The 19,404-nt window shown below is 65.3% G+C and carries 13 protein-coding genes and 2 pseudogenes; 5 read left to right on the top strand and 10 right to left on the bottom strand.

What is annotated here, in order from left to right; genetic code table 11:
- Positions 1–8 precede the first annotated feature (8 nt).
- Positions 9–1,181, top strand: a pseudogene (locus ACTJI6_RS01955) (IS5 family transposase).
- Between the two features lie 552 nt (positions 1,182–1,733).
- A complete protein-coding gene (locus ACTJI6_RS01950) occupies positions 1,734–2,525 on the top strand; it encodes a hypothetical protein (protein ID WP_440797368.1) in 792 nt (263 codons plus the stop codon).
- A gap of 27 nt (positions 2,526–2,552) precedes the next feature.
- Here ACTJI6_RS01950 and ACTJI6_RS01945 read toward each other — a convergent pair whose 3' ends face one another.
- The 5 genes from ACTJI6_RS01945 to ACTJI6_RS01925 are packed head-to-tail and all read right to left on the bottom strand — an operon-like array spanning position 2,553 to position 10,197.
- Positions 2,553–4,307 carry a caspase family protein gene (locus tag ACTJI6_RS01945; RefSeq protein WP_440797366.1) on the bottom strand — a complete coding sequence of 585 codons (1,755 nt, stop codon included), beginning with the start codon at positions 4,305–4,307 and terminating at the stop codon, positions 2,553–2,555.
- 16 nt (positions 4,308–4,323) lie between these two features.
- The gene (locus ACTJI6_RS01940; protein ID WP_440797364.1) at positions 4,324–5,841 is read right to left on the bottom strand and encodes a caspase family protein; all 1,518 of its coding nucleotides are present in this window, start codon (positions 5,839–5,841) and stop codon (positions 4,324–4,326) included.
- Between the two features lie 22 nt (positions 5,842–5,863).
- Complete coding sequence (locus tag ACTJI6_RS01935; RefSeq protein WP_440797362.1) at positions 5,864–7,453, bottom strand: trypsin-like serine protease; 1,590 nt, start codon at positions 7,451–7,453, stop codon at positions 5,864–5,866.
- On the bottom strand, positions 7,431–9,461 hold the full coding sequence (locus ACTJI6_RS01930) for a M23 family metallopeptidase (RefSeq protein ID WP_440797360.1): 2,031 nt from the start codon (positions 9,459–9,461) through the stop codon (positions 7,431–7,433). The genes ACTJI6_RS01935 and ACTJI6_RS01930 overlap by 23 nt, the downstream gene beginning before the upstream one ends.
- A gap of 25 nt (positions 9,462–9,486) precedes the next feature.
- Positions 9,487–10,197 (bottom strand): hypothetical protein, encoded by a 711-nt coding sequence (locus tag ACTJI6_RS01925; protein ID WP_440797358.1) that lies wholly within the window; start codon positions 10,195–10,197, stop codon positions 9,487–9,489.
- Positions 10,198–10,830: 633 nt separating this feature from the next.
- On the opposite strand from ACTJI6_RS01925, the gene ACTJI6_RS01920 reads away from it, so the two are divergent.
- Positions 10,831–10,986 (top strand): hypothetical protein, encoded by a 156-nt coding sequence (locus ACTJI6_RS01920; protein ID WP_440797356.1) that lies wholly within the window; start codon positions 10,831–10,833, stop codon positions 10,984–10,986.
- Between the two features lie 12 nt (positions 10,987–10,998).
- On the opposite strand, the gene ACTJI6_RS01915 is transcribed toward ACTJI6_RS01920, so the two are convergent.
- The 5 genes and pseudogenes from ACTJI6_RS01915 to ACTJI6_RS01895 all read right to left on the bottom strand — a co-directional run.
- Positions 10,999–11,376, bottom strand: a complete 378-nt coding sequence (locus ACTJI6_RS01915) for a hypothetical protein (protein ID WP_440797354.1) — start codon at positions 11,374–11,376, stop codon at positions 10,999–11,001.
- A gap of 49 nt (positions 11,377–11,425) precedes the next feature.
- Positions 11,426–12,502, bottom strand: coding sequence for a DUF2793 domain-containing protein (locus tag ACTJI6_RS01910; RefSeq protein ID WP_440797352.1), 1,077 nt, complete (start codon positions 12,500–12,502; stop codon positions 11,426–11,428).
- Positions 12,503–12,512: 10 nt separating this feature from the next.
- Positions 12,513–16,478, bottom strand: coding sequence for a baseplate multidomain protein megatron (locus ACTJI6_RS01905; RefSeq protein ID WP_440797350.1), 3,966 nt, complete (start codon positions 16,476–16,478; stop codon positions 12,513–12,515).
- Between the two features lie 9 nt (positions 16,479–16,487).
- A complete protein-coding gene (locus ACTJI6_RS01900) occupies positions 16,488–16,934 on the bottom strand; it encodes an NlpC/P60 family protein (RefSeq protein ID WP_440797348.1) in 447 nt (148 codons plus the stop codon).
- A pseudogene (locus ACTJI6_RS01895) lies at positions 16,931–17,143 on the bottom strand (phage BR0599 family protein); the annotation flags it as partial. The pseudogene ACTJI6_RS01895 and the gene ACTJI6_RS01900, both read right to left, overlap by 4 nt.
- Positions 17,144–17,257: 114 nt before the next feature.
- Here ACTJI6_RS01895 and istA point away from each other — a divergent pair.
- Entirely contained in the window at positions 17,258–18,790 is a 1,533-nt protein-coding gene (gene istA, locus ACTJI6_RS01890; RefSeq protein ID WP_440797346.1) for an IS21 family transposase, read from the top strand.
- Positions 18,780–19,404 (top strand): IS21-like element helper ATPase IstB (gene istB / locus ACTJI6_RS01885; protein WP_440797344.1); only part of this gene is annotated, 625 nt, incomplete at its 3' end. The genes istA and istB, both read left to right, overlap by 11 nt.

Here is a 19,404-nt window from a genome sequence, read left to right as displayed (position 1 = left end):
GGGCGGTAATGCGCGGAGCGGACGAGACGAGCGGATCGCTGTTCAGCTATGTCGATCTGGAGGCGCGTATTCCGGCGCGGCATCCGCTGCGGAAGATCCGGCAGGTGGTCAACGACGCGCTCGCGAGCCTCGACGCGGAGTTCGAGGCTGTTTACACCGACTTCGGTCGCCCCTCGATCCCGCCGGAACGGCTGATCCGGGCGAGCCTGATCCAGATCCTGTTTTCGGTCCGGTCGGAGCGGCAGCTGATGGAACAGATGCACTACAACCTGCTGTTCAGGTGGTTTGTCGGCCTTGGGATCGATGACCCCGCGTGGGTCCCACGGTCTTCACCAAGAATCGGGACCGCCTGTTGACGACCGAGATGTCGCGCAAGGTGATGGCGGCGATCTTGGCTCATCGCGATGTCGCGCCGCTTTTGTCGGACGAGCACTTCTCGGTTGACGGCACGCTGGTCAAGGCCTGGGCTTCGATGAAGAGCTTCCAGCCCAAGGCCGCCGACACGCCGCCCGACGACGATCCGGGCGGCCTGCCGGGACTCGACAGTGCCGCCAAAGACCACCCCGGACAGCCCCCTTCCGAAACCGCACCGATGCCCCGCCCCGACCGCCAGTCCCGCAATGCCGAGGTCGACTTCCGGGGTGAGAAGCGGTCGAATGCGACGCATGTCTCGACCACCGATCCCGACGCGCGGCTTTACAAGAAGTCGCCCGGCACCGGCGCGATGCTGTGCTTCATCGGCCATGCCCTGATGGAGAACCGGAGCGGCCTGATCGTGCAGGCCGATCTCACTCGGGCCGACGGCCATGCAGAACGCCGGGCGGCGCTGTCGCTGATCCACGCCCATTCTCCGGGCTCCACCCGTCAACTGACGCTCGGCGCGGACCGGGGCTACGACGTGGCCGCCTTCGTTCGCGACCTGCGCCAGGCCTGCGTTACGCCCCATGTCGCGCGAAAATCTCGGCACTCGGCGATCGACCGACGGCCGCACGACCCGACACGCGGGCTATGCCCTGTCCCAGAAGCATCGCAAACGGATCGAGGAGTCCTTTGGCTGGGGCAAGACCGTCGGCGGCCTCGCCCAGACCGTCTACCGCGGCGTCGAACGGGTCGGGGCCCACTTCATCCTGACGATGACCGCCAGCAACCTCGCCCGGCTGCCCCGATTGCTAGGGGCATGACCGAAAGCGGGAAGCGGAATCATCACGCCCGCGGCCCGGACCGCAGGCCAAGGCCACGCCGACGCCCCAAGATCGGGAAACCTTCCCAGTTCGGCGACTAATTCAGCGGCCTGTTAAGTCGTTGCTTGAACTCAGTCTGCAACCGTCTGGTTCGAGGAGCTCCAGTAGATGGATGCACCCTTGCTTCAACTTTCCTGTTCTCATGCATCAAAAAATATGATATTATTGCCCGTCGCCTAATTGAATTGGAATGCAAAATAATTAAATCCCTGGAAGAACGGCGAGCTTTCACTGACAATCCGAGGGCATATTCAGAAAAGGTGGGCGTGATCTTCCCATAATAATATTAGGCCGATTTGGAGAGAAAGTATCTGAAATGGCGAGCGGCCTTGAGAGCTTTGGTCTGCCCCGCTAGGGACCGGGACACCATGCCCTGCCGTTCTGCCAGGCACGCATTGTAGAGCGCTGGAAGCGCACTTGCCGCGACGTTGACATCATGCGGGTAGACAGCCGAGACTGGAAACTATTCGAGCTAGGGAAGAGACAAGTTCGATGGATCGCAGCGCCGGCCTGACGTTCATTCTGACGCTTCTTCTGATGGGATGTAAGTCCTTCCCCGACACCGGGGTCGGCGCGACGGATGTGGCGATCTCCTATATCGAGGCGAGGAAGGATTTCGCAAGCGCCTTGGGCGGTGCCGTTGCCGAGGAGCAGGGACAAGTCTATCGACTGGTGGCGATCTTGGGGCCGCAATACCCGATCGGCAGCGCGCTCGATCCGGCAAATCCTGCCGACGTGGTCACCGATGCCTGCCTACTGCCCGAACCGCCCCTCGTCTCCTGGGTAGCGTTCCCGGCGATCACTTCGTCGCGCAACGTTGCGCTGGACGCCTCTCTGCCCGGCCTTCTTGGGCGGGCGGCTTCCTATCTGAGCGATCTCGGCGTCGATCTCGGCGCGCAATCCTCGGTGTCGTGGCGCATGGAGGACGTAGCTCAGCGGCTATCGCCGCAGGCTGTCTTCCAGGAGGAAATCTCGACCGGCACGTGTCTCGAACAGACAGCTGGGCACGACATCCTCTTCGTCCGCGGCATTGTCCATGCCAAGGAGACCTTTACCAGCACATCGGGCTTCAACGCCGGCGCGGCAACGAGTGCCACGGGGCCGGGGCTGCGCGTCAATGTCGATCAGAGCGGCGGGTTCCGGGTCGAGGATACGGCCGCAATTCCGCGGTTTCACATCGTTACGCTGAAGCCTGCGGACGGCGTCGCCGGACGGACCGTCGGCGGGCCCGAGCTTGTTGCACCACCCTCGGAGGTCCTGGAGCGGCTGGCCCGCCTACGTTAAGAAGGCGACGCCGTCGCTTCATATCGCCTAACGGTCGAGCGTCACCGACAGAAGCTTATCGCCGTCGTGGATCGGCTCGCCCGTCCCAACTCGCCGTTCATAGGCTTCTCGCAGCGTTGTGTAAGGGTTCCGGAAGGCTCCATCAGCCCACAATTCGAGGTGCAGGTGGACCGTAGTATTGGGCAGGCCATTCATGATATTCGACATCCGGCCGAGCGGTTGGCCGGCGGTAACGAGTTGGCCAACTCGCAAGCTCGGATCAAGCTCTAGATGCATGTAGCGCCACCGGCGGCCGCCCTCGGTCTCGAGGACCAGCAGGCTGAAGTCCGACATTCGGTTGATCCGGCCCGCCTCGATCGCCAAGATGCGGGGCGCGTCTTGCACCGCGTTGAAGACCACGCCCCTGTCAGACCATAGGACGAGGTCTATGCCACTATGGCCGCGGCCGGCCGGGCAGGCGGCGTTCGGCTGCGGCCGCGCCTCGCAATAATTGTCGCGCCAGATCGGAATTGGGCCTCGGAAGTCGGCTGCGTCAAGGCTGCTCGGAGAACGACCGAAGTAGCCGGCAGGGCCATAGAGCTGCGTCGTCACCGCAACACGGTCGTGATCGACAGGAAAGACGATGTCCTCGGCATAGTTTTTTGCATCGGGTTGTCCTTGGCCGGTACCGGGCAACAGCTCGCCCGATGGATAGTAGAAGAATGGCGGATCCTCGGTGACCGACGGCGGTTGGCGCGAGGCATATTCGCGAATCAGGCGGGGAAGCTCGCTGGCACCCTCTGGCGCGCCGATAGCTGCTTCGAGGCGCGCGATCTGCTCGGGCACCTGCAGCATCTCGAGCAGCTCGCCCCGTGGCAGTGCGACGCTCCGCTCTCTAAGCGCGGCGATCGTCATCTGCTCACGCGGCGTCTCGGCTAGCACCACAACGTCCTCGGGCAGATCGGTAAGGGCGGCGATCTCTCGCGGCTCGCCGTTGAGCCATATCGGTGCCGCTGAGCTTGCCACAAAATAGGGAAGCTGCGGTCGCAGTTCACCAGCGGTCAGCTCGGACGTGCGCTGCATTACATCGATCATGAGATAGGCGACCTGCTTTCCTCTCGTCTCGATCTTCTCCAGCAACGCTTTCGCGAAGGGGCTGTGATCCGTGATCGAAGCAATGCGGTCATAGGCGATCTGGCGCGGCTGGGTCGAGAACATCAGAAGCATTCCAGGCGCTGGGGTGACCTCGACGAAACCTCCGACTGGAAGGAAATCACGGCTTTCCAGGGACCCGCCGAACGCATTGCGGCATGCGTCGAACATCACGATCTGCGCTGCATTACCGTTGTCCTGCGCGAGCATTGTAAGTATGAGCTTAATCGACAGGCTCTCTTCCATCATCCGCGACAGGTCGCTCTCGTTTGACACTGGCACGACGAAGTTCTCTTCGAGGCGTTGGTCCATGAAGCCGTGACCGGCGAAGTAGAAAAAGCCGATTGGCCGTCCTTCCGCGCCCTTGAGGGCGCGGCGGTAACGGTCGACTTCGACCAGCATCTCGGCGAAGCTGGCATCCTTCAGCACCTTGGTTTCAAAGCCGAGGGCATCGAGCCTTTCGGCCAGCTTGGTGACATCGGCGAAGGGGGTCGAAAGTTCGTAGTCGCCTGGATAAGATTCGTTGCCGATCAAAAGCGCGATCCGCGTCTCGGGCGCGCGCTCAACATGGCCGGAGTCCTGCGCGATCCCCGGATGCGCGGCGGCGATGATCGACAGTAGAATCGGCGCAATCGCGAACCGCCAAGGCACGCCCGGCACCTTCGGCCTAGCGGGAAAGAAGAGAGACGGCATCATCAATCAGCGCGCTGGTTTTCGGGGTCTGAGGCGATTTCAGCTGTATGAAGCGTTCCGCGGCCAGAGCCCTGTCTGGCCGCGGAACGAACGGCGCGGCGCCCTTCAGGACAAGCGCGAGGTTATACTTGCCGTTGGCGGAGGCGTCGGCGAAATCGCCGATGGCGGGATCGACGACGCGCGGGTCCCCGAGATCGTAGAGGAACTCGGAAGCGTAAATTCGCATCGTACGGTCGGTACGGGCCGACAGCCCCACCAGCCAGTCAACATCGTCCTGATCGAGACGCCGTGAGATCTCGCCGCGCAGCGACTTGTCTGACCTCAAGAGTTCCGTCAGCGCGACCACCGCGCCCAGCTCGAACCTGTAACTTGCCGCCTCGCGGTCCACAGCCATAAGCGCCGAGACCGCGTCGAGCCCGGCAGCGGCCAAGCTGTCGCGAGCGCCGCGCCGCTTGTTGGCGTCATCGCTCTCGAGGCTCGCGATCAGGTCGTCGAGCCCGCCCGACACGATCCTGTCATCCGCGGCAGCGGAAGGCGGCAGTGCGACATTGGCGAAGCTTTCTGGAGCGACCGTCCTCAGCCGGGCGGTGGCGAGGTCGGCACTCGCCGTCCCCTCGCAGTGGCGTAAGAAGGCCAACGCGAGGTCCAGCGAATTGCTGCGCTCGACCAGTTCCCACAGTTCCACCGCGAGGTCCTCGGCGCACCGCGGTTCCTCCGGCTGCTCGAGGCGCCGTCGGAGCGCGCCGTCGAAACGCACTTCCCGCGACAGCTTGTCGACGTAATAGGGCGACTGCTCTTCGATGAAGCGTTCGCGGAACGCTGTCCTGACGTTGGCGAAGAGGATCGGGGCCCGCGTCGTGCGCGCCGCCCGAAGCTCCTGCTCCAGCGCTTGAGCGTAGGGGCCCGCAATGGCAGCCGGATCGCCGTCTGTCGCGATGTCAAGCTCTCCGGTCGAGAAGGCGACAAGCATGTTCGGCCATAGACCGACCGGCGCGAAATTGCGGTTACCTCGAGCCCCGATCCTGAGCTCGTTGCGGCATGCGTCGAAGACGACGATATGCGCCGCATCTGGCGCAAGCGCGGAAAGCTCTGCCTGAATGCGTTCCAGCGGCAGTGCACGGATCCAGAAATCCGGCGCGTCTGGCCCGGTGATGCCCACGGGGATGAGGACATTCTCGCGCGTGTCTGGCCGGGAGGCGCCGTGGCCCGAATAGTAGATGAAACCGACCGCACCTTCCCCCGCTGCAGCCAGCCGGCGCGCATGTGCCTCGACCGCTGCAAGAAGCGTGAAATAGTCGGCGTCGAAGAGCGTCTCGACCTCGAACCCTGCCTCTTCTAGTGCCGAGCCAACAAGCCTAGCGTCCTTCATAGGGTTGTGCAGCACTCCGACCGCCGGGGAATAGGACTGATTGCCGATGACAAGCCCGAAGCGCTCGGCCCATGCTGCGGGCGCCAGGCACAACGTGGCCAGGATCACTAGGAGGCGTGTCACGACGCCCCTTCGGAGACAGCCGTCACCTGACATCGAAGAGCGCCGAAGCGGCAAACATTGTCGTGTTTGGAACTGCGAGGAAGTTCCGGCTCGAGGCATCGCTGTAAGTTTCAAGGTAGGATTCGATCGCGCCCACAAGCTGCGCCAGATAGCTCACAGACGCATCGGTCTGGGCCAAGTCCGTACGCCCCCGCTGCCGCAGACGCATCTCGGAGCGATTGATTCCTGCCAAGTCGAAGTCGGGCGGCAGGATCAGGGCGATAACGCGGTGCGGTCCGATCGGGGGGGCGACCCTGAACTCTCTGAAGCCATGCCGGACCGGATCGGGAACCGATACGATCTCGCCGCGGGAGACCATCTCCTCGCCCTCTTCCCAGAACTCGTTCGGGTAGAGCTGCGTGACGACCCCCTGGGGGTTGATCTCGACCATGAACAGCTTGCCGTCGACCGGCGCCTCAAAGCTGAAGGCGAAGCGGTCGCCGAGGGCTAGCGCGTCACGCGCCCCGGGCAAGATGCGTGCGCCGTCCGTGCGCAGAGCCGACAATTCGAGATCCCCGATCAAGTCGTCGGCGAAATGTCCCTCGAGCTGCTCAACGAGGCTCTTGAACTGCGCCGCCGCTAGTGCTTCCTGCTCGGGCGCCTCACCGGCTCCGGCGTCAAGCGGGCCGGTGTGGGGGAGGACGAAGTTTTCGACATAGGATGAGACGCGGGTATAGACGCCGGCATAGGTCTCGGCGCCACCGCAGAACTGAGATCCCCAACTGACGATGCCGACCTGATAGCGCCGCTTCGCGTCATCGAACTTGGTGAGCGGCCCGCCGCTGTCGCCGCCGCAGGAATCGATGCCCGCGACGCCCGCGCAAATATGCTTCTGGCCGATCGTATTTCCGTAGCTCGCCTGAAGCGTTTGGCAGCTGCCGAGCGGGATGGTCGGTACCCCGGCCCATTGCAGCCGGTCGGACGCAGAGATGAAGGTCATTCCGTCCGCGGGCTTAATCTCAAGTCGCCCATACTCGACCGTCAGCCCGTGTCCGACCACCTGAAGCAATTCACCCGGACCATCCTCGGTAGGATCGGTGGCAGCCGCGTGCGACAGCGGCATCGTGGAGCGGCGCCACTGCGTGTCTTCGGCGAGTTCGATGAGCGCGATATCGCCCGAAACCGGGACATTGCCGTTCATCTGGAAATCGGGATGCGGGATCCACCTCTCGATCCTGTGGCCAGCACCGCCCGCAGCTGACGCGAAACTGTCCGAGCCTGCAACCACGTCCAACCGCCAGCCGTTCAGGTTTTGTCCACCGCGCCAAGCATCTACTACAAAGAGGAATGGTGGCTGCCTGCTCACGCCGTTCAAGCAATGCGCTGCAGTCAGGATCCAACGGGCATTCAGCGCAGTGGCACCGCACAACGAATAGAAGGCCTTGCCCGAGGGGTTCGACAGGCGCAGGACTGCGAAGCCCGGCCACTCGGCGGCATCGGCATCGTCGCCACCGACGATCCTCCCACCGTCTGGCGACTGCGCTTGTGCGTGGCCAAGCTGCAGTACGCCGGCGACTAGAAGCGTCAGTGTTGGAAGGTGGCGCAGCATATCACTGTCCTCCTTCCAGGTCATTCACCCTCCGCTCGAGCCGCTGTATAGCCTCCGCAAGGCTGTCGAGTGTTATGGGCGCGGGCGTGCTGTCCGCCGGTGGCGCGTCCGGCGCTGTCTGGCCGCAACCCTCTTGTCCGAAATTACAGGGATTGCCGTACCAAGCGTCGGGCCGGACATGTCCGGGCTCGTCCAAGTAGAACTCGGCGATCCAGTCCTCGCCGTAGCGCACGCCGCGCGCGAACGTGTCGGCATCGATAAGCGCGGGCCGGCCGGATTCGTGGCTGTACATCGTCCGCAGCCAGTTAAAGGCGATAGTCGGCTGGGCGAAGTTGAGCACCTCGTCGATGCCTACCGAACGCCCAAAATAGTCGCTGGCGAAATCCCGACCGCCGCCGAGGCCGATATAGCCGGCAAGATAGGCGCTGACTTGGTCGCAATAGCGAACAGCCTTGTCCCGCCCAAGGTTGCGGATGGCGGCCGAGTTGGGCCGGACATCGTCTGAGCAAGTCGTGGGATCGACTCCGGCCATGCTGTAGGCGATGCCACGCGGCGTGCTGGTCTGCCCCTCGATATGGCGCGCGCGCTTGCGCAACCACACCCACGAGATGGCAACGCCGGCCTCGTCGCTCTTCAGCCGTGGAATGAGCCCCCCGCTGCTGTCGGTCAGACCGGGCTCGGGGGATGTGCCTGGGAAGCGCGCGAAGTAAGGAAGAATGATGATCTCACCGCCGGGCTCTTGCGGATAGAATGTGATGGCGAGGAAGTTGCGCGTTTGTTCCGACAGGGTGATGCGATCGTCCTGGGGCGGCGCGGGCTGATGCGTCGCGGGGGGCTCGGCCGACGCGGCATTGCCGAGATACGTGAAGATCAGCTCGTCCGTCACGATCCCGATCTCCTGGCAGTCCCGATCGCGGCGAGGCCGCGAGCCACGGAGCGTGACGACCGGCACGTCGGCCACAGTGTCGGCGAGGCCCGCGACGTTGTAGAGGATGTCGCCACAGCGGCTGTTGTAGAGCTTGGCGCGCCCGGCATAGGCGCTTCCCTCGACTCTGCCGGAGAAGAGGGACGGATCGGGTGACACCGCGTCCGCTAGGCTCGTCTTCGCGCGGTAATAGTAGAAGGCCCGCTCTCCGCTCTGGATGTTCGCGACAAGTCCCATGACCGAACAATTGTGGATCCAGAAGCTTGAAAAGCGGGACACATCCACCGTCTGGAGCGGCGGTGCGAGGGCAATGCCGTCGCAGGCCTGCGCATTCGCCACCGCACCCACGCCGTCCGGTCGGATCTTGGGCGCGACGCCGCCGCGCAGTTCGCGGTCGGGATCGACGCCGAGGCGCCCGTCCCGGACGAGATCGTCAAGCCCCCAAGCGCGGCGATAGGCCGCGATCAGGCTAGGATACACCGGCAGGAAGTTCGCGGCGGCGAAAGTCCCTGAATAGGCGTGGATATGTAAGTGGATCGAGGTATTGGGCCTGCCGCCCATATAATTCGAGACCCGGCCGATCACCTGGCCTTGCGCGACGTCGACGCCAGGTTCGATACCGGCCGCGTCGATCGACCCAGGATGCATGTGCATGTAGGTTACGGTGCGCCCGCCGTTGCGGATGCTCACCCAGGTATCGTCGTTGACGCTGACGACTCTGCCTGCCTCTACGGCCACGACATCCCAGTAATTGTTGCGCGGAGAATGCGGCCGGATGTCGTTTCCCTGGTGTCCTTTGGCCGAGGGGCAGGGATTGACGCGGTGACGTCTCGGCTCACACTGGTTGTCCCTGTGCGGATAGGTATAGAGGCGCCTGTCGTTGTTGTCGTTCAAGCCATGATACTGCGGCAATTGCGTGCCCAGAAAGGCATGCTCTCCGGTCTCGGTGCCTACCTTGAGAGGAAACACCCAGTCGGGGAAATGGACGGTGCGGTCGGCTATGCCGGAGATTCCAGCCGGCTCGATATCGCCGGGCGGAAAATAGGTGATGTCCTGAGCGGATGCGGAATTGCAGAAACCCGCAAGGAGGAGTGTCAATCGCTTCATGGGAGATCTCAAAGCCATCGCAAGATCAAAAATCGGGCGCGCCGCCGACGACCCGTAGCTTTCCAGCGATGCGTCGCGAAGCTTCGGTGTTGCGGCACAAGGCATACGCCGTGGGGTCGACACAGGAGACCTGCAGCCCATAGACTAGATTGCCGAGAACGATGCTGGCGCCCGCCGTGCCGGGTGGAATCTCGGCGGGATCAACGGTCAGGATGTCCGACCGGCCCTCTGCGTCGATGGGCACGCCGGCATTCTCATCGTAGACTGTCACCTCAATCGTGCCGCTGTCCTCTAGGCTGCGGCCGGAAAATTGCGGCGGCGGTGCTGTTCGATCACCCTCGATGATCATCTGGACGCAGCCGAAGTCCAGATTGCGAACGTACCACGCGCCGGTCTCGTCTCCGACGTTCTTGATCTCGGGTGTCGGACTGGCGCAAGCAGGCCAGTCAGGGATGTCCTCTACAAAGGCGGCGGGATCAAAGTCCGTTCCTAAGGCCGAGCGATCAGCGCTTTCGCCCTCGATCTCGGGGAAACCGAGGATCGGCAGACTAGCGGATATGCCGACGATCGCCCGCCCGAGCCCGTCATCGCCGAGCACGCGGCCACCGGCGCGGTCAAGATAGTCGCTAAATGCCGGATCGCCCCATCCCGGATCGAGAAAACCGACTTGGCCGAGGGCGCGGTCGGATGTAATCAAAAGAAAACACACGATTAGGGCGCGAAAATAAGCGCACATAGCTTACCTCCCAAGAGGCGCGCATGAAAGAGACACTGCTTAAGCAAGTGTTGCATCGGTAAGCGATTCAGACAAGGTGCATTCTGGCACCTGCGCGGCGGGAAAGCCGCGGCCGCCACCCGCACGGCCGAATCATACCGGGCGCCCGGGCGGGCCTTCTCCCACAGGACTGCATGGACCGGCCGCGTTTCCCGCTGCCCGTCGCCCGCTTTGAACGGCGCAAGACTAGCAGGAACAAAAGGATCCCGAGCGCGGCGGCGCCGTAGCCGAGCGCCGTGCGCGCCCACGCCGAACCTGCTAGCGTAGCGATGATCCCGCCGAGCGCCACGACGATGAAAACCCAGCGAAAGGTGTAGAGATACGGCACCAGCGGTCAGATGGCGGACTGGGTTTCGGCCGGGACGCTCTGCTCTACCTCGACACCTGCAGCACCCAGCGTCGCCACACCGGCCGATCCGCCGCCCTTCATTGTGCGGCTTTACGCCAGCACTTCGTGCGTAGGCGGCGTTTCCGCCGCAAAGGCAGTCGCCCGGACCGGGAACCGTTGGCCCCACTGCCGCGCCGGACCGAGATCGATATGGGTAGCCTCTCAGCGACATCTTCGATCAGCTGTAAGTCCTGCGTAACCAGCTCGTGCATGGCGGCGCCACCTGGAATAGCGGCATCAACCGAGCGCAGGTCCGCGACGGCGCCGCGATCCTTGGCTTCCTGATGCCCGCCTTCATCGATCTCATGATGGACAATCCCGGCAAGGACTGGGGCAAGCCGTTCTATCCGGTGGTCCCGTAAGGAGCGCGGGCCTCAGGTAGTTGGCCAGTTGCCGCCGCGCCCGACCATCCGCTGGTCGATTTCCGGCTCGTCCCATTTTCCTGCAACGGCCATCCACTTTTCGATCTCGGCCTGCAGCTTCGGGTCGTCCGCACAGAGGTGAAAGGTATAGAGGCGGTTGACGATATCCCGCATCAGGTCGCGCATCTCGTCGTCGGTGATGTGCGAGACATCGGTCCACGGGATGCGCCTGCCATCGGCATCGACCACGGTGACGTCGCTCCAGTCACCGGTATGGGTTACAGGCGTGAGGCCTGCGTGGATGTTTTCGATATGAGTGTTGCGCACGCAAAGCATCGCCATGATTTTGGCGAGCCTGGCCGCGATCCGTTTTTCGGCGTCCTTGTTCATGGGACGAGATTATCCTGCGCCATCTCGTCTGGCCACGACCTTCCGTCACTCACCCGACCTTGCAGCCCCAGAAGGACGTGTGATCGGCGGCGAAATAGCCGTCCGCCGCGCGAAATGTGCCCTGCAACTCGACCGTGTCGCCCTGTTCGAGCAGGACCATGGTCTGCAGCCAGAGCGCGGTGGCCTCGGAGGAATGCGCCCCGGAAACCTCACCTCGCGACCCCCGGATTTCGGTCGAGCCGTTCAGCACCAGCCGGCCGCGCATGCGGGCATTGGTACTGGAATTGACCTTGAAGAGCAGCGCGGCACCAAAGAGGTAGGTACCGGCGACCGGCGCGACGAACCGGTTGTTGCCGGCATCGAAAGCGCCCTGGTCGTTATAGTCGGTGTTGTTGATGCGGATCTTCGTCCAGGTGTCGACGGCGGCGTAGTTGTCGTAGTTGGTGTAGGCCTTGAAGCGCGGCAGCCGGGGCTGGTCGACGATGCCGGTCGCGTTGTCGACGCTCAGCCCGTCGAAGAAGGTGCTGCCGTCAGCAGAGACCGCGAGGCGGAAGCGATCGGAGCCGAACAGCCCCACCAGCGCCTTGGTCACGAAGCCGGTCTGCAGCGTGAGGCCGAGATCGTCGCCCGCGGCCTCCTTGTTCATGGTGTAGAACAGATCGCCGGTGCCCCCCTCTGCCACGGTCTTCGCGGTCCAGAGCGCGGCGTTCAGCTTGGCCAAGAACGGGTTCGAGGCGTCGGCTGTGGTGCCGAGCCCGAGCAGCGCCATGTTTTGCAGCGCCGTGGGTGTCGTTCCGACCCAACTCGCACCGTCGTAGACGAGCAGCAGGCCTTCGGCCGCGACCCACGCCCGCCAGCCGGTCCGTGGTGGCAGCCGGAGCCAGGCGCCATCGGTCCAGAGCGCCACGTTCAGATCCCAGCCAGCCCAGTCGCCCGTCGCGCCCGAGCCGACGATGTAGCGGTCACCATCGGTCGGAGAACCGGGCGGCGCGGTCAGGTTTCGGTCGAGGACCGAGAGCTGGACGAGCCCGTCGAGCACGCGCAGCGCCTCGTTGTGGGTGACGTGCTTCTGGGCCTGCGCCGCGAGGATGTAGGGCAGCAGGAGATGGGTCGTGGCGTCGGACATGGGATGGCTTTCAGAACGTGAGGGTGATGGTCTTGGGCGCGCCCCGCCCGACGAGGGCGGAGAGCTGGAAGATGCGGACGGTGAGGCTGTCGCCGGGACCGAGCGGCGCGCCCCAATCGGCACTTTGCTGGGCGGCGGTGTAGACCGCGCTGGTGGTTGCGCTGACGAGCACCCGCTGCACCGTTGCGCCGTCGACGATTTCGACCTCGTAGGCTTCGAGCTCCTCGGCCATCGGCACCTCAAGCCCGCCCCAGCTGTCGGCCGCCAGCGCGCGGGACCGGCGCGTCCAGCGGATGGTCAGATCGCCGGGCGCGCGTGGCGTGCGCCAAGGCTGCTCGACATGGGCGACGGAGAACGGCCGCAGCCCGACGCCAGCAGGCATGAAGGCCTGCGCGACATAGGTCTCATCGCTGGCCGGGCGGCTTGCAGGGCCGATGCGCCAGTTCCACGGAAGGCCAAGGTCAGCCTCGGCGATGGGCAGAGAGGACAGTGTCGCGTCCAGCACCACGACCCGCGCCCCCGCCGGGGCAGGATCGCCCATGGCGCCCTCGGTCCCGCGCTGGCCGCGCAGGAGCCGGGTCAGGCGATACCGGCCGGGCGCCAGCAATTCGGCCGCACCCGCCTGCACGATCTCCCAGACGCCGAGCGCGCTCTCGATGGCCAGCGCGTTGGCCCCGCCGAACAGGGTCAGGTCCGTGACGCTTTCCAGCGTCCCGGTCAGTAGATCGACCACCAGCGTATTACCGAGGTCGAAGCGCGACGTCGGCCCCGCGTAAAAGTCCGAGACGAGAGCCCCGATCCGGGCGCGACTGCCGAACGTGGTCAGCAGCTCGAAGCCATCGATCGAGGGGCTGCGGAAAACCGCCATCTCGCCCGGCCAAGGCACGGCGTGTGCCGCCACGAATGGCCGATGCGCGGGCTGGTCCTCGGTCAGTTGCGGCAGGTCCATGAGCACCGCATCCGGCGCGCCGAACACGACCGCGCGCGTCAGCGACGCGGCGCGGGGATCGCCGGGCGGCAGATCGTAGGTCGCCCGGTCCTGTCGGACCGCCTCGATGCCGCGCGCCTCGGCGTCGGCGATGGAGACCAGCCGTAGATCGACCAGCCGCCCGTCATGCGCGAGCCGGATTGGGTCGGCCGGATCCAGCGCGAGGCGCGAGGGCGGCAGACGGAACGCCGCCGTCTCGCGCCCCACCCACGCCTCCATCAGCGCGCGACGGCAGCGCCGCTCGGCCTCCTCGGGTGGCACCGCCATCGGGAAGCTCTCGGACGCGATCCGCGTCGTGTCCACGGTGATGCGCCGCGCCTCGACGAGGGCCGCGTCGTAATCCTCGTCGGCCCGCGCAACCTGCCATTTCAGCGCCTGCGGCAGTTCCGTCTCCTGGCCGCGCGTCAGCTCCAGCAGGTCGCCCTCGCGGGGTGCCACCAGATCATCGGGCGCGAGGGTGGCGACGGAGGCCCGGCCGCGCATGATGAAGCGGATCACCCCCTCGGTCTCGACGGCATCGAAGCCGAAGTGGCGCGACAGCGTGGTGATCGAGGCGCGCGGGCTTTCGAGCGCCGTGATGGCGTAGCCCTCGACCGCGTCCCAGAGACCCGAGACGTCGATGCGGTCCTCAGGCATCCCGGCGCGCTGGCAGAGTTGGCGGACAAGGGCGGCCAGAGACACCGCGCCGAGACGGCCGGTCAGCCAGTGCCCGAGCCGCCAGTTCGCGCCGTCCGTCCAGACGTCGGTCAGCGCCGGAAAGAACGGGTACGGCCGCGCGTCCCAAGTCCACGCGGCGCCTTCGGGGACGTGCACCATCCGGCCGCCGTAGACCGAGGACACCGGGTTGTTCGCGGCCTCGCCCCACCAGAGATAGGTCGCCTCGAGATAGGCGCGTTGGATGGCGTCATCGCGCCAGCCCCGCGAGAAATGCGGCGTGAAGCTCTCGGACGACTTCGGGTCGAAGAAGACGTTGGGCTGGTTGGTGCCCCGGTCGATGGCCGGACAGCCAAGCTCGGTGAACCAGATCGGCTTCGACTGCGGCACCCACGCCGTCGGCGTCCCGATCTCCAGCCCGCCCGGGCGGTTGTAGTGCGCGTTCGACCACCAGGCGCGCAGATCCTTGTAGCGGAACACCCACGGCTTGCTGGCGGCGCCGTCGGTGATCGGCGTGCGGACCTGCGCGGAGCGGTCGGCGGCGCTGGCATAGAACCAGTCGAAGCCTTCGCCGCCCGCGATGTTCTCCTGCAGGTAGACCCGGTCGTAGATCGCGGGCCAGCCCTCGGCCGCGTCGAGATGCTCGAACCCGTCGCGCCAGTCGGAGAGCGGCATGTAGTTGTCGATCCCGACGAAATCGGTCTCCGGGTCCGCCCAGAGCGGATCGAGATGGAAGAACACGTCGCCGCTGCTGTTGCCCGGCTGGTGGCCGAAATACTCGCTCCAGTCGGCGGCGTAGCCGATCTTCGTGCCGGACCCGAGGATCGAGCGCACATCCGCGAGCAGATCCCGATAGGCCTGCACCGCCGGATAGGTGCTGGCGCCCGAGCGGATCGTCGTCAGCCCCGGCATCTCGGTGCCGATCAGGAAGGCATCGACCCCGCCCGCCGCCGCGCAGAGATGGGCGTAGTGCAGCACCATGCGGCGCAGGCCCCAGTCGCCGGGCGTGCCTGCCCACGAGACAGACTGCCCCGAGACGCTGAAGCTGGCGGGCGTGGCCGCGCCGAACAGCGCCGCGACCTGGCTTGCGGCCGTGGCGGTCTTGTCCACCGATCCCGCGTAGCCTGCGGCGGGAGAACAGGTGATCCGGCCGCGCCACGGGAACGCGGGCTGACCGGTCTCTGCGGCGTTATCGGAATATGGGTTCGGCAGCGTGTTGCCGGGCGGCACGTCCATCAGGATGAAGGGATAGAAGGTGACGCGCAGCCCGCGCGCCTTCATCTCCTGGATGGCCTGAACCACCGCGAAGTCGGACGGCGTACCGCCATAGACGGGGCGGTCCTCGTCGTCGCGGCTGACGAGGAAGGCACCGGCCCGGCTCACACCATTCACCGACCAGCTGGCGGGCGTGGTCGACTTGGCCGACACCTCGACGCCTGGTCGGATCTTGCAGGAGCCCGCGCGCAGGTCGTCGCCGAACCACGCCACCACGAGGCTGACGCTCTCGACCGCCGGCGCCATCGCCTGCAGCCGGTCGAGCGCCTCCACCATGTCGGTGGCGTCGGCCAGTGCGTTCAGGTTCTCCGGCACCGTCGCGCCGCCATCGGTCTTCCGGATCGCCTGCGTCGCGTAGGTGAACTCGCCCGAGGCGGGGATCATGGTGACGGCGCGGGTCAGCCCCTCGGCGGTGTCGGGATCGGCCAGCGGCCGGAACACCTCGAAGGAGAGCTGCGGCAGGCGGTTGCCAAAGGTCGAGAGCGCCAGCTCCTCGAAGACCACATAGGCGGTGTCGCGGTAGGCAGGCGTGCGGGCCGAGCCCATCCTGGCCGCAATGAACGGGTCCGCCGTCTGCGCCTCGTCGCCGGGATACCAGCGCCAGGTGACGCCGGAGAGGTCCATCGGCTTGCCGTCGGCCCAGATGCGCCCGATGCCGGTGATCGGACCTTCGCAGAGCGCCACCGCAAAGGAGGCGTAGTAGAGATACTCGGTGGTCTTGACCTTGCCGCCCCCGCCGCCCTTGCCGGCGCCTTGGGTGGTGGTCTTCGTCTCCTCGCGGAAATCGGTCGCCCAGATGATGTTGCCGCCCATCCGCATCCGGCCGTAGAGCCGAGGGATCACCGCGCCCTCGGTGGCCGAGGTGATGCGCAGCGTGTCGAGCCGCGCGCCCTCGATGCGCTGGGTGGGCGCCAGCGACGAGATGATCCAGCTGTCGACGACCGAGCCGATGGTCGAGCCGATGAAGCCGCCGATGGTCGCGGCGCTGACGCCGAGGATCGCGCCGCCGATGGAACCGCCAATGGCGGCGCCGGCCGCGCCGAGAACGAGGGTGGCCATGGGTGGGTCTCAGGTTTGCGGAAACAGGAAGGCGAAGGCGATGCGCCGCCGCCAGGGTTGCGTGAGCGCCTCCTCGATCACGCCGAGCCGCTCATAGGCGTGGAGGAAGCTGTCGGGACCGGTCAGGATCCCGACATGCTTGGCGATGGCTCGGGGCTTCATGCGGAAGAGCACCAGCGCGCCGGGACCAGCCTCGGCGGGCGACACCTCGATCATCATCCGCCGCGCGCCTTCGGCGAGCACCTCGCGCGGGCCGGTCTCGCCCCAGTCGCAGCTGTAGGCCGGGATCGGGAACGGCTCGGGGCCGATGATCTCGCGCCAGACGCCCCGGGCGAGCCCGAGGCAGTCACAGCCCACGCCCCGAAGGCTGGCCTGATCATGATACGGTGTGCCGAGCCAGGAGCGCGCAATGGCGATGACGCGGGTGGGATCGGCTGATGCCGGAGGTTGCGTCACAGCACGCCTCCCTCGTGGCCGCCGTCCTTCGTGGCGTAGCGGAGAACGGCGTCCTGGCCAGGGATGTGCGGGAAGCCGCGGAAGTTCGCGATGTTCGCGAACTTCGCGCCGCAGGTCTCCATCCGTTTGTCGCAGCCCGCACGGATGGTGAAGGCATCGCTTTCGGCGGTGGACCGCACCGGCGCCTCGAGGAGCGTCAGCACGGCGATGTGTTGATTTCCACCCAGAACTGAGCCGGATAGGCTCGTAATTTCCACTGAGAATTGAGCCATGTGAACCTTTCCCCAAAGCGATGAGCGGCGGGGGTAACGGGAGTGATCCACATGGGACTTTTGAACATCATTCGACGCATGCACTTGCGGCAGAAGCTGTCGGTCCGCGAGATCGCGCGGCGCACCGGTTTGTCGCGCAACACGATTACGAAGCACCTGGCGGCAGACACGATCGAGCCGAAGTTCGCCACGCCGGATCGCCCGAGCAAGCTTGATCCTTTCGCCGAGAAGCTGGCCGGCTGGCTGAAGACGGAGGCCGGCAAGTCGCGCAAGCAGCGGCGGACGCTGAAGCAGATGCATGCCGATCTGGTCAAGCTGGGCTTCACCGGCTCCTACGGCCGGGTTGCGGCCTTTGCGCGGCAATGGCGCACAGATCGCCAGCGGGAACAGCAGACCACGGGCCGCGGCACCTTCGTTCCGCTGTCTTTCCGACCGGGAGAGGCCTTCCAGTTCGACTGGAGCGAAGACTACGGCCATCTGACGGACGAGCGCACCAAGCTTCAGATGGCGCATATCAAGCTGTCGCACAGCCGGGCCTTCCTGTTGCGCGCCTATCCGCTGCAGACCCACGAGATGCTGTTCGATGCCCATTGGCACGCGTTCCGTGTGTTCGGCGGCGTGCCTGAACGCGGCATCTACGACAACATGAAGACGGCAGTGGATCGTGTGGGCCGTGGCAAGGAGCGGCAGGTCAACCTCCGCTTCCTCGCCATGGCCAACCACTATGTCTTCGAGCCGGAGTTCTGCAATCCGGCAGCGGGTTGGGAGAAGGGACAGGTCGAGAAGAACGTTCAGGACTCCCGCCATCAGGTCTTACAAGGGATGCCGGGCTTTCCCGACCTTGCCATGATGAACACCTGGCTGGAACAGCGCTGCCTGGAGGTGTGGCAAGAGACCCCGCACGGCACGCTGCCCGGCACCATCGCCGATGTCTGGGCTGAGGAGCGGGCCGCATTGATGCCGTTGCCGCCGGCCTTTGACGGCTTCATCGAACTCAGCAAGCGCGTCTCGCCCACCTGCCTGATCAGCTTCGAGCGCAATCGCTACAGCGTTCCGGCATCCTTTGCGAACCGACCCGTCAGCCTGCGGATCTATCCGGACCGGCTGGTCGTGGCGGCCGAGGGCAACATCCTGTGCGAACATTGCCGCATCATCCAGCGCAGCCACAAGCTGCCACCGCGGACGATCTATGACTGGCGGCATTACCTGGCTGTTCTTCAGCGCAAGCCCGGGGCGTTGCGCAATGGCGCGCCCTTTGCCGAGTTCCCGCCTGCCTTCCGGCAGTTGCAGGAGCAGATGCTGCGCAAACCCGGCGGTGATCGGGAGATGGTCGACATCCTTGCCCTGGTTCTTCAGCACGACGAACAGGCCGTGCTGACGGCGGTGGAGTTGGCCCTGGCCGAGGGCGTGGCGACCAAGACCCATGTGCTGAACCTGTTACACCGGCTGGTCGATGGCAAGGTCATTGGCGGGCCGCCCCTCGATACCCCGCAGGCCCTGGCCCTGCGCCGTGAGCCAAAGGCCAATGTGGAGCGCTATGACGGCCTGCGCACCCAAGCTGCAGGAGGCCGTCATGCGTCATGATCCTGCCAGCGGCGCCATCGTCATCATGCTTCGCAGCCTGAAGATGCATGGCATGGCGCAGGCCGTGACGGACCTGATCGAGCAAGGGGCGCCGGCCTTTGACGCAGCCGTGCCGATCCTGTCTCAACTGCTGAAAGCCGAACTGGCCGAGCGCGAGGTCCGCTCCATCGCCTATCACATGAAGGCCGCACGCTTCCCCGCCTACAAGGACCTCTCGGGCTTCGACTTCTCAGCCAGCGAGATCAACGAAGCCACAGTCCGGCAACTCCACCGCTGCGAGTTCATGGACGGGGCCCAGAACATCGTCCTGATCGGCGGCCCGGGCACGGGGAAGACCCACATCGCAACCGCCCTCGGCGTCCAGGCCATCGAGCATCACCGCCGCAAGGTCCGCTTCTTCTCCACCATCGAACTGGTCAATGCCCTGGAACAGGAAAAGGCCAAGGGAAAGGCCGGGCAGATTGCCGAAAGCCTGACCCGCCTCGATCTCGTGATCCTCGATGAACTGGGATACCTGCCCTTCAGCGCCTCGGGCGGGGCGCTGCTCTTCCATCTGCTGAGCAAGCTCTATGAGCGGACCAGCGTCATCATCACCACCAACCTCAGCTTCAGCG

The organism is Paracoccus sp. 22332 (genome assembly GCF_052045125.1).
GTDB lineage: Bacteria > Pseudomonadota > Alphaproteobacteria > Rhodobacterales > Rhodobacteraceae > Paracoccus > Paracoccus haematequi_A.
This window is presented reverse-complemented; position numbering and strand designations above follow the sequence as displayed.

Coding starts and splice junctions, on each gene's coding strand:
- ACTJI6_RS01950 (WP_440797368.1), top strand. CDS start 1,734: ATGGATCGCAGCGCCGGCCTGACGTTCATTCTGACGCTTCTTCTGATG.
- ACTJI6_RS01935 (WP_440797362.1), bottom strand. CDS start 7,453: ATGACCTGGAAGGAGGACAGTGATATGCTGCGCCACCTTCCAACACTG.
- ACTJI6_RS01930 (WP_440797360.1), bottom strand. CDS start 9,461: ATGAAGCGATTGACACTCCTCCTTGCGGGTTTCTGCAATTCCGCATCC.
- ACTJI6_RS01925 (WP_440797358.1), bottom strand. CDS start 10,197: ATGTGCGCTTATTTTCGCGCCCTAATCGTGTGTTTTCTTTTGATTACA.
- ACTJI6_RS01915 (WP_440797354.1), bottom strand. CDS start 11,376: ATGAACAAGGACGCCGAAAAACGGATCGCGGCCAGGCTCGCCAAAATC.
- ACTJI6_RS01910 (WP_440797352.1), bottom strand. CDS start 12,502: ATGTCCGACGCCACGACCCATCTCCTGCTGCCCTACATCCTCGCGGCG.
- ACTJI6_RS01905 (WP_440797350.1), bottom strand. CDS start 16,478: ATGGCCACCCTCGTTCTCGGCGCGGCCGGCGCCGCCATTGGCGGTTCC.
- istA (WP_440797346.1), top strand. CDS start 17,258: ATGGGACTTTTGAACATCATTCGACGCATGCACTTGCGGCAGAAGCTG.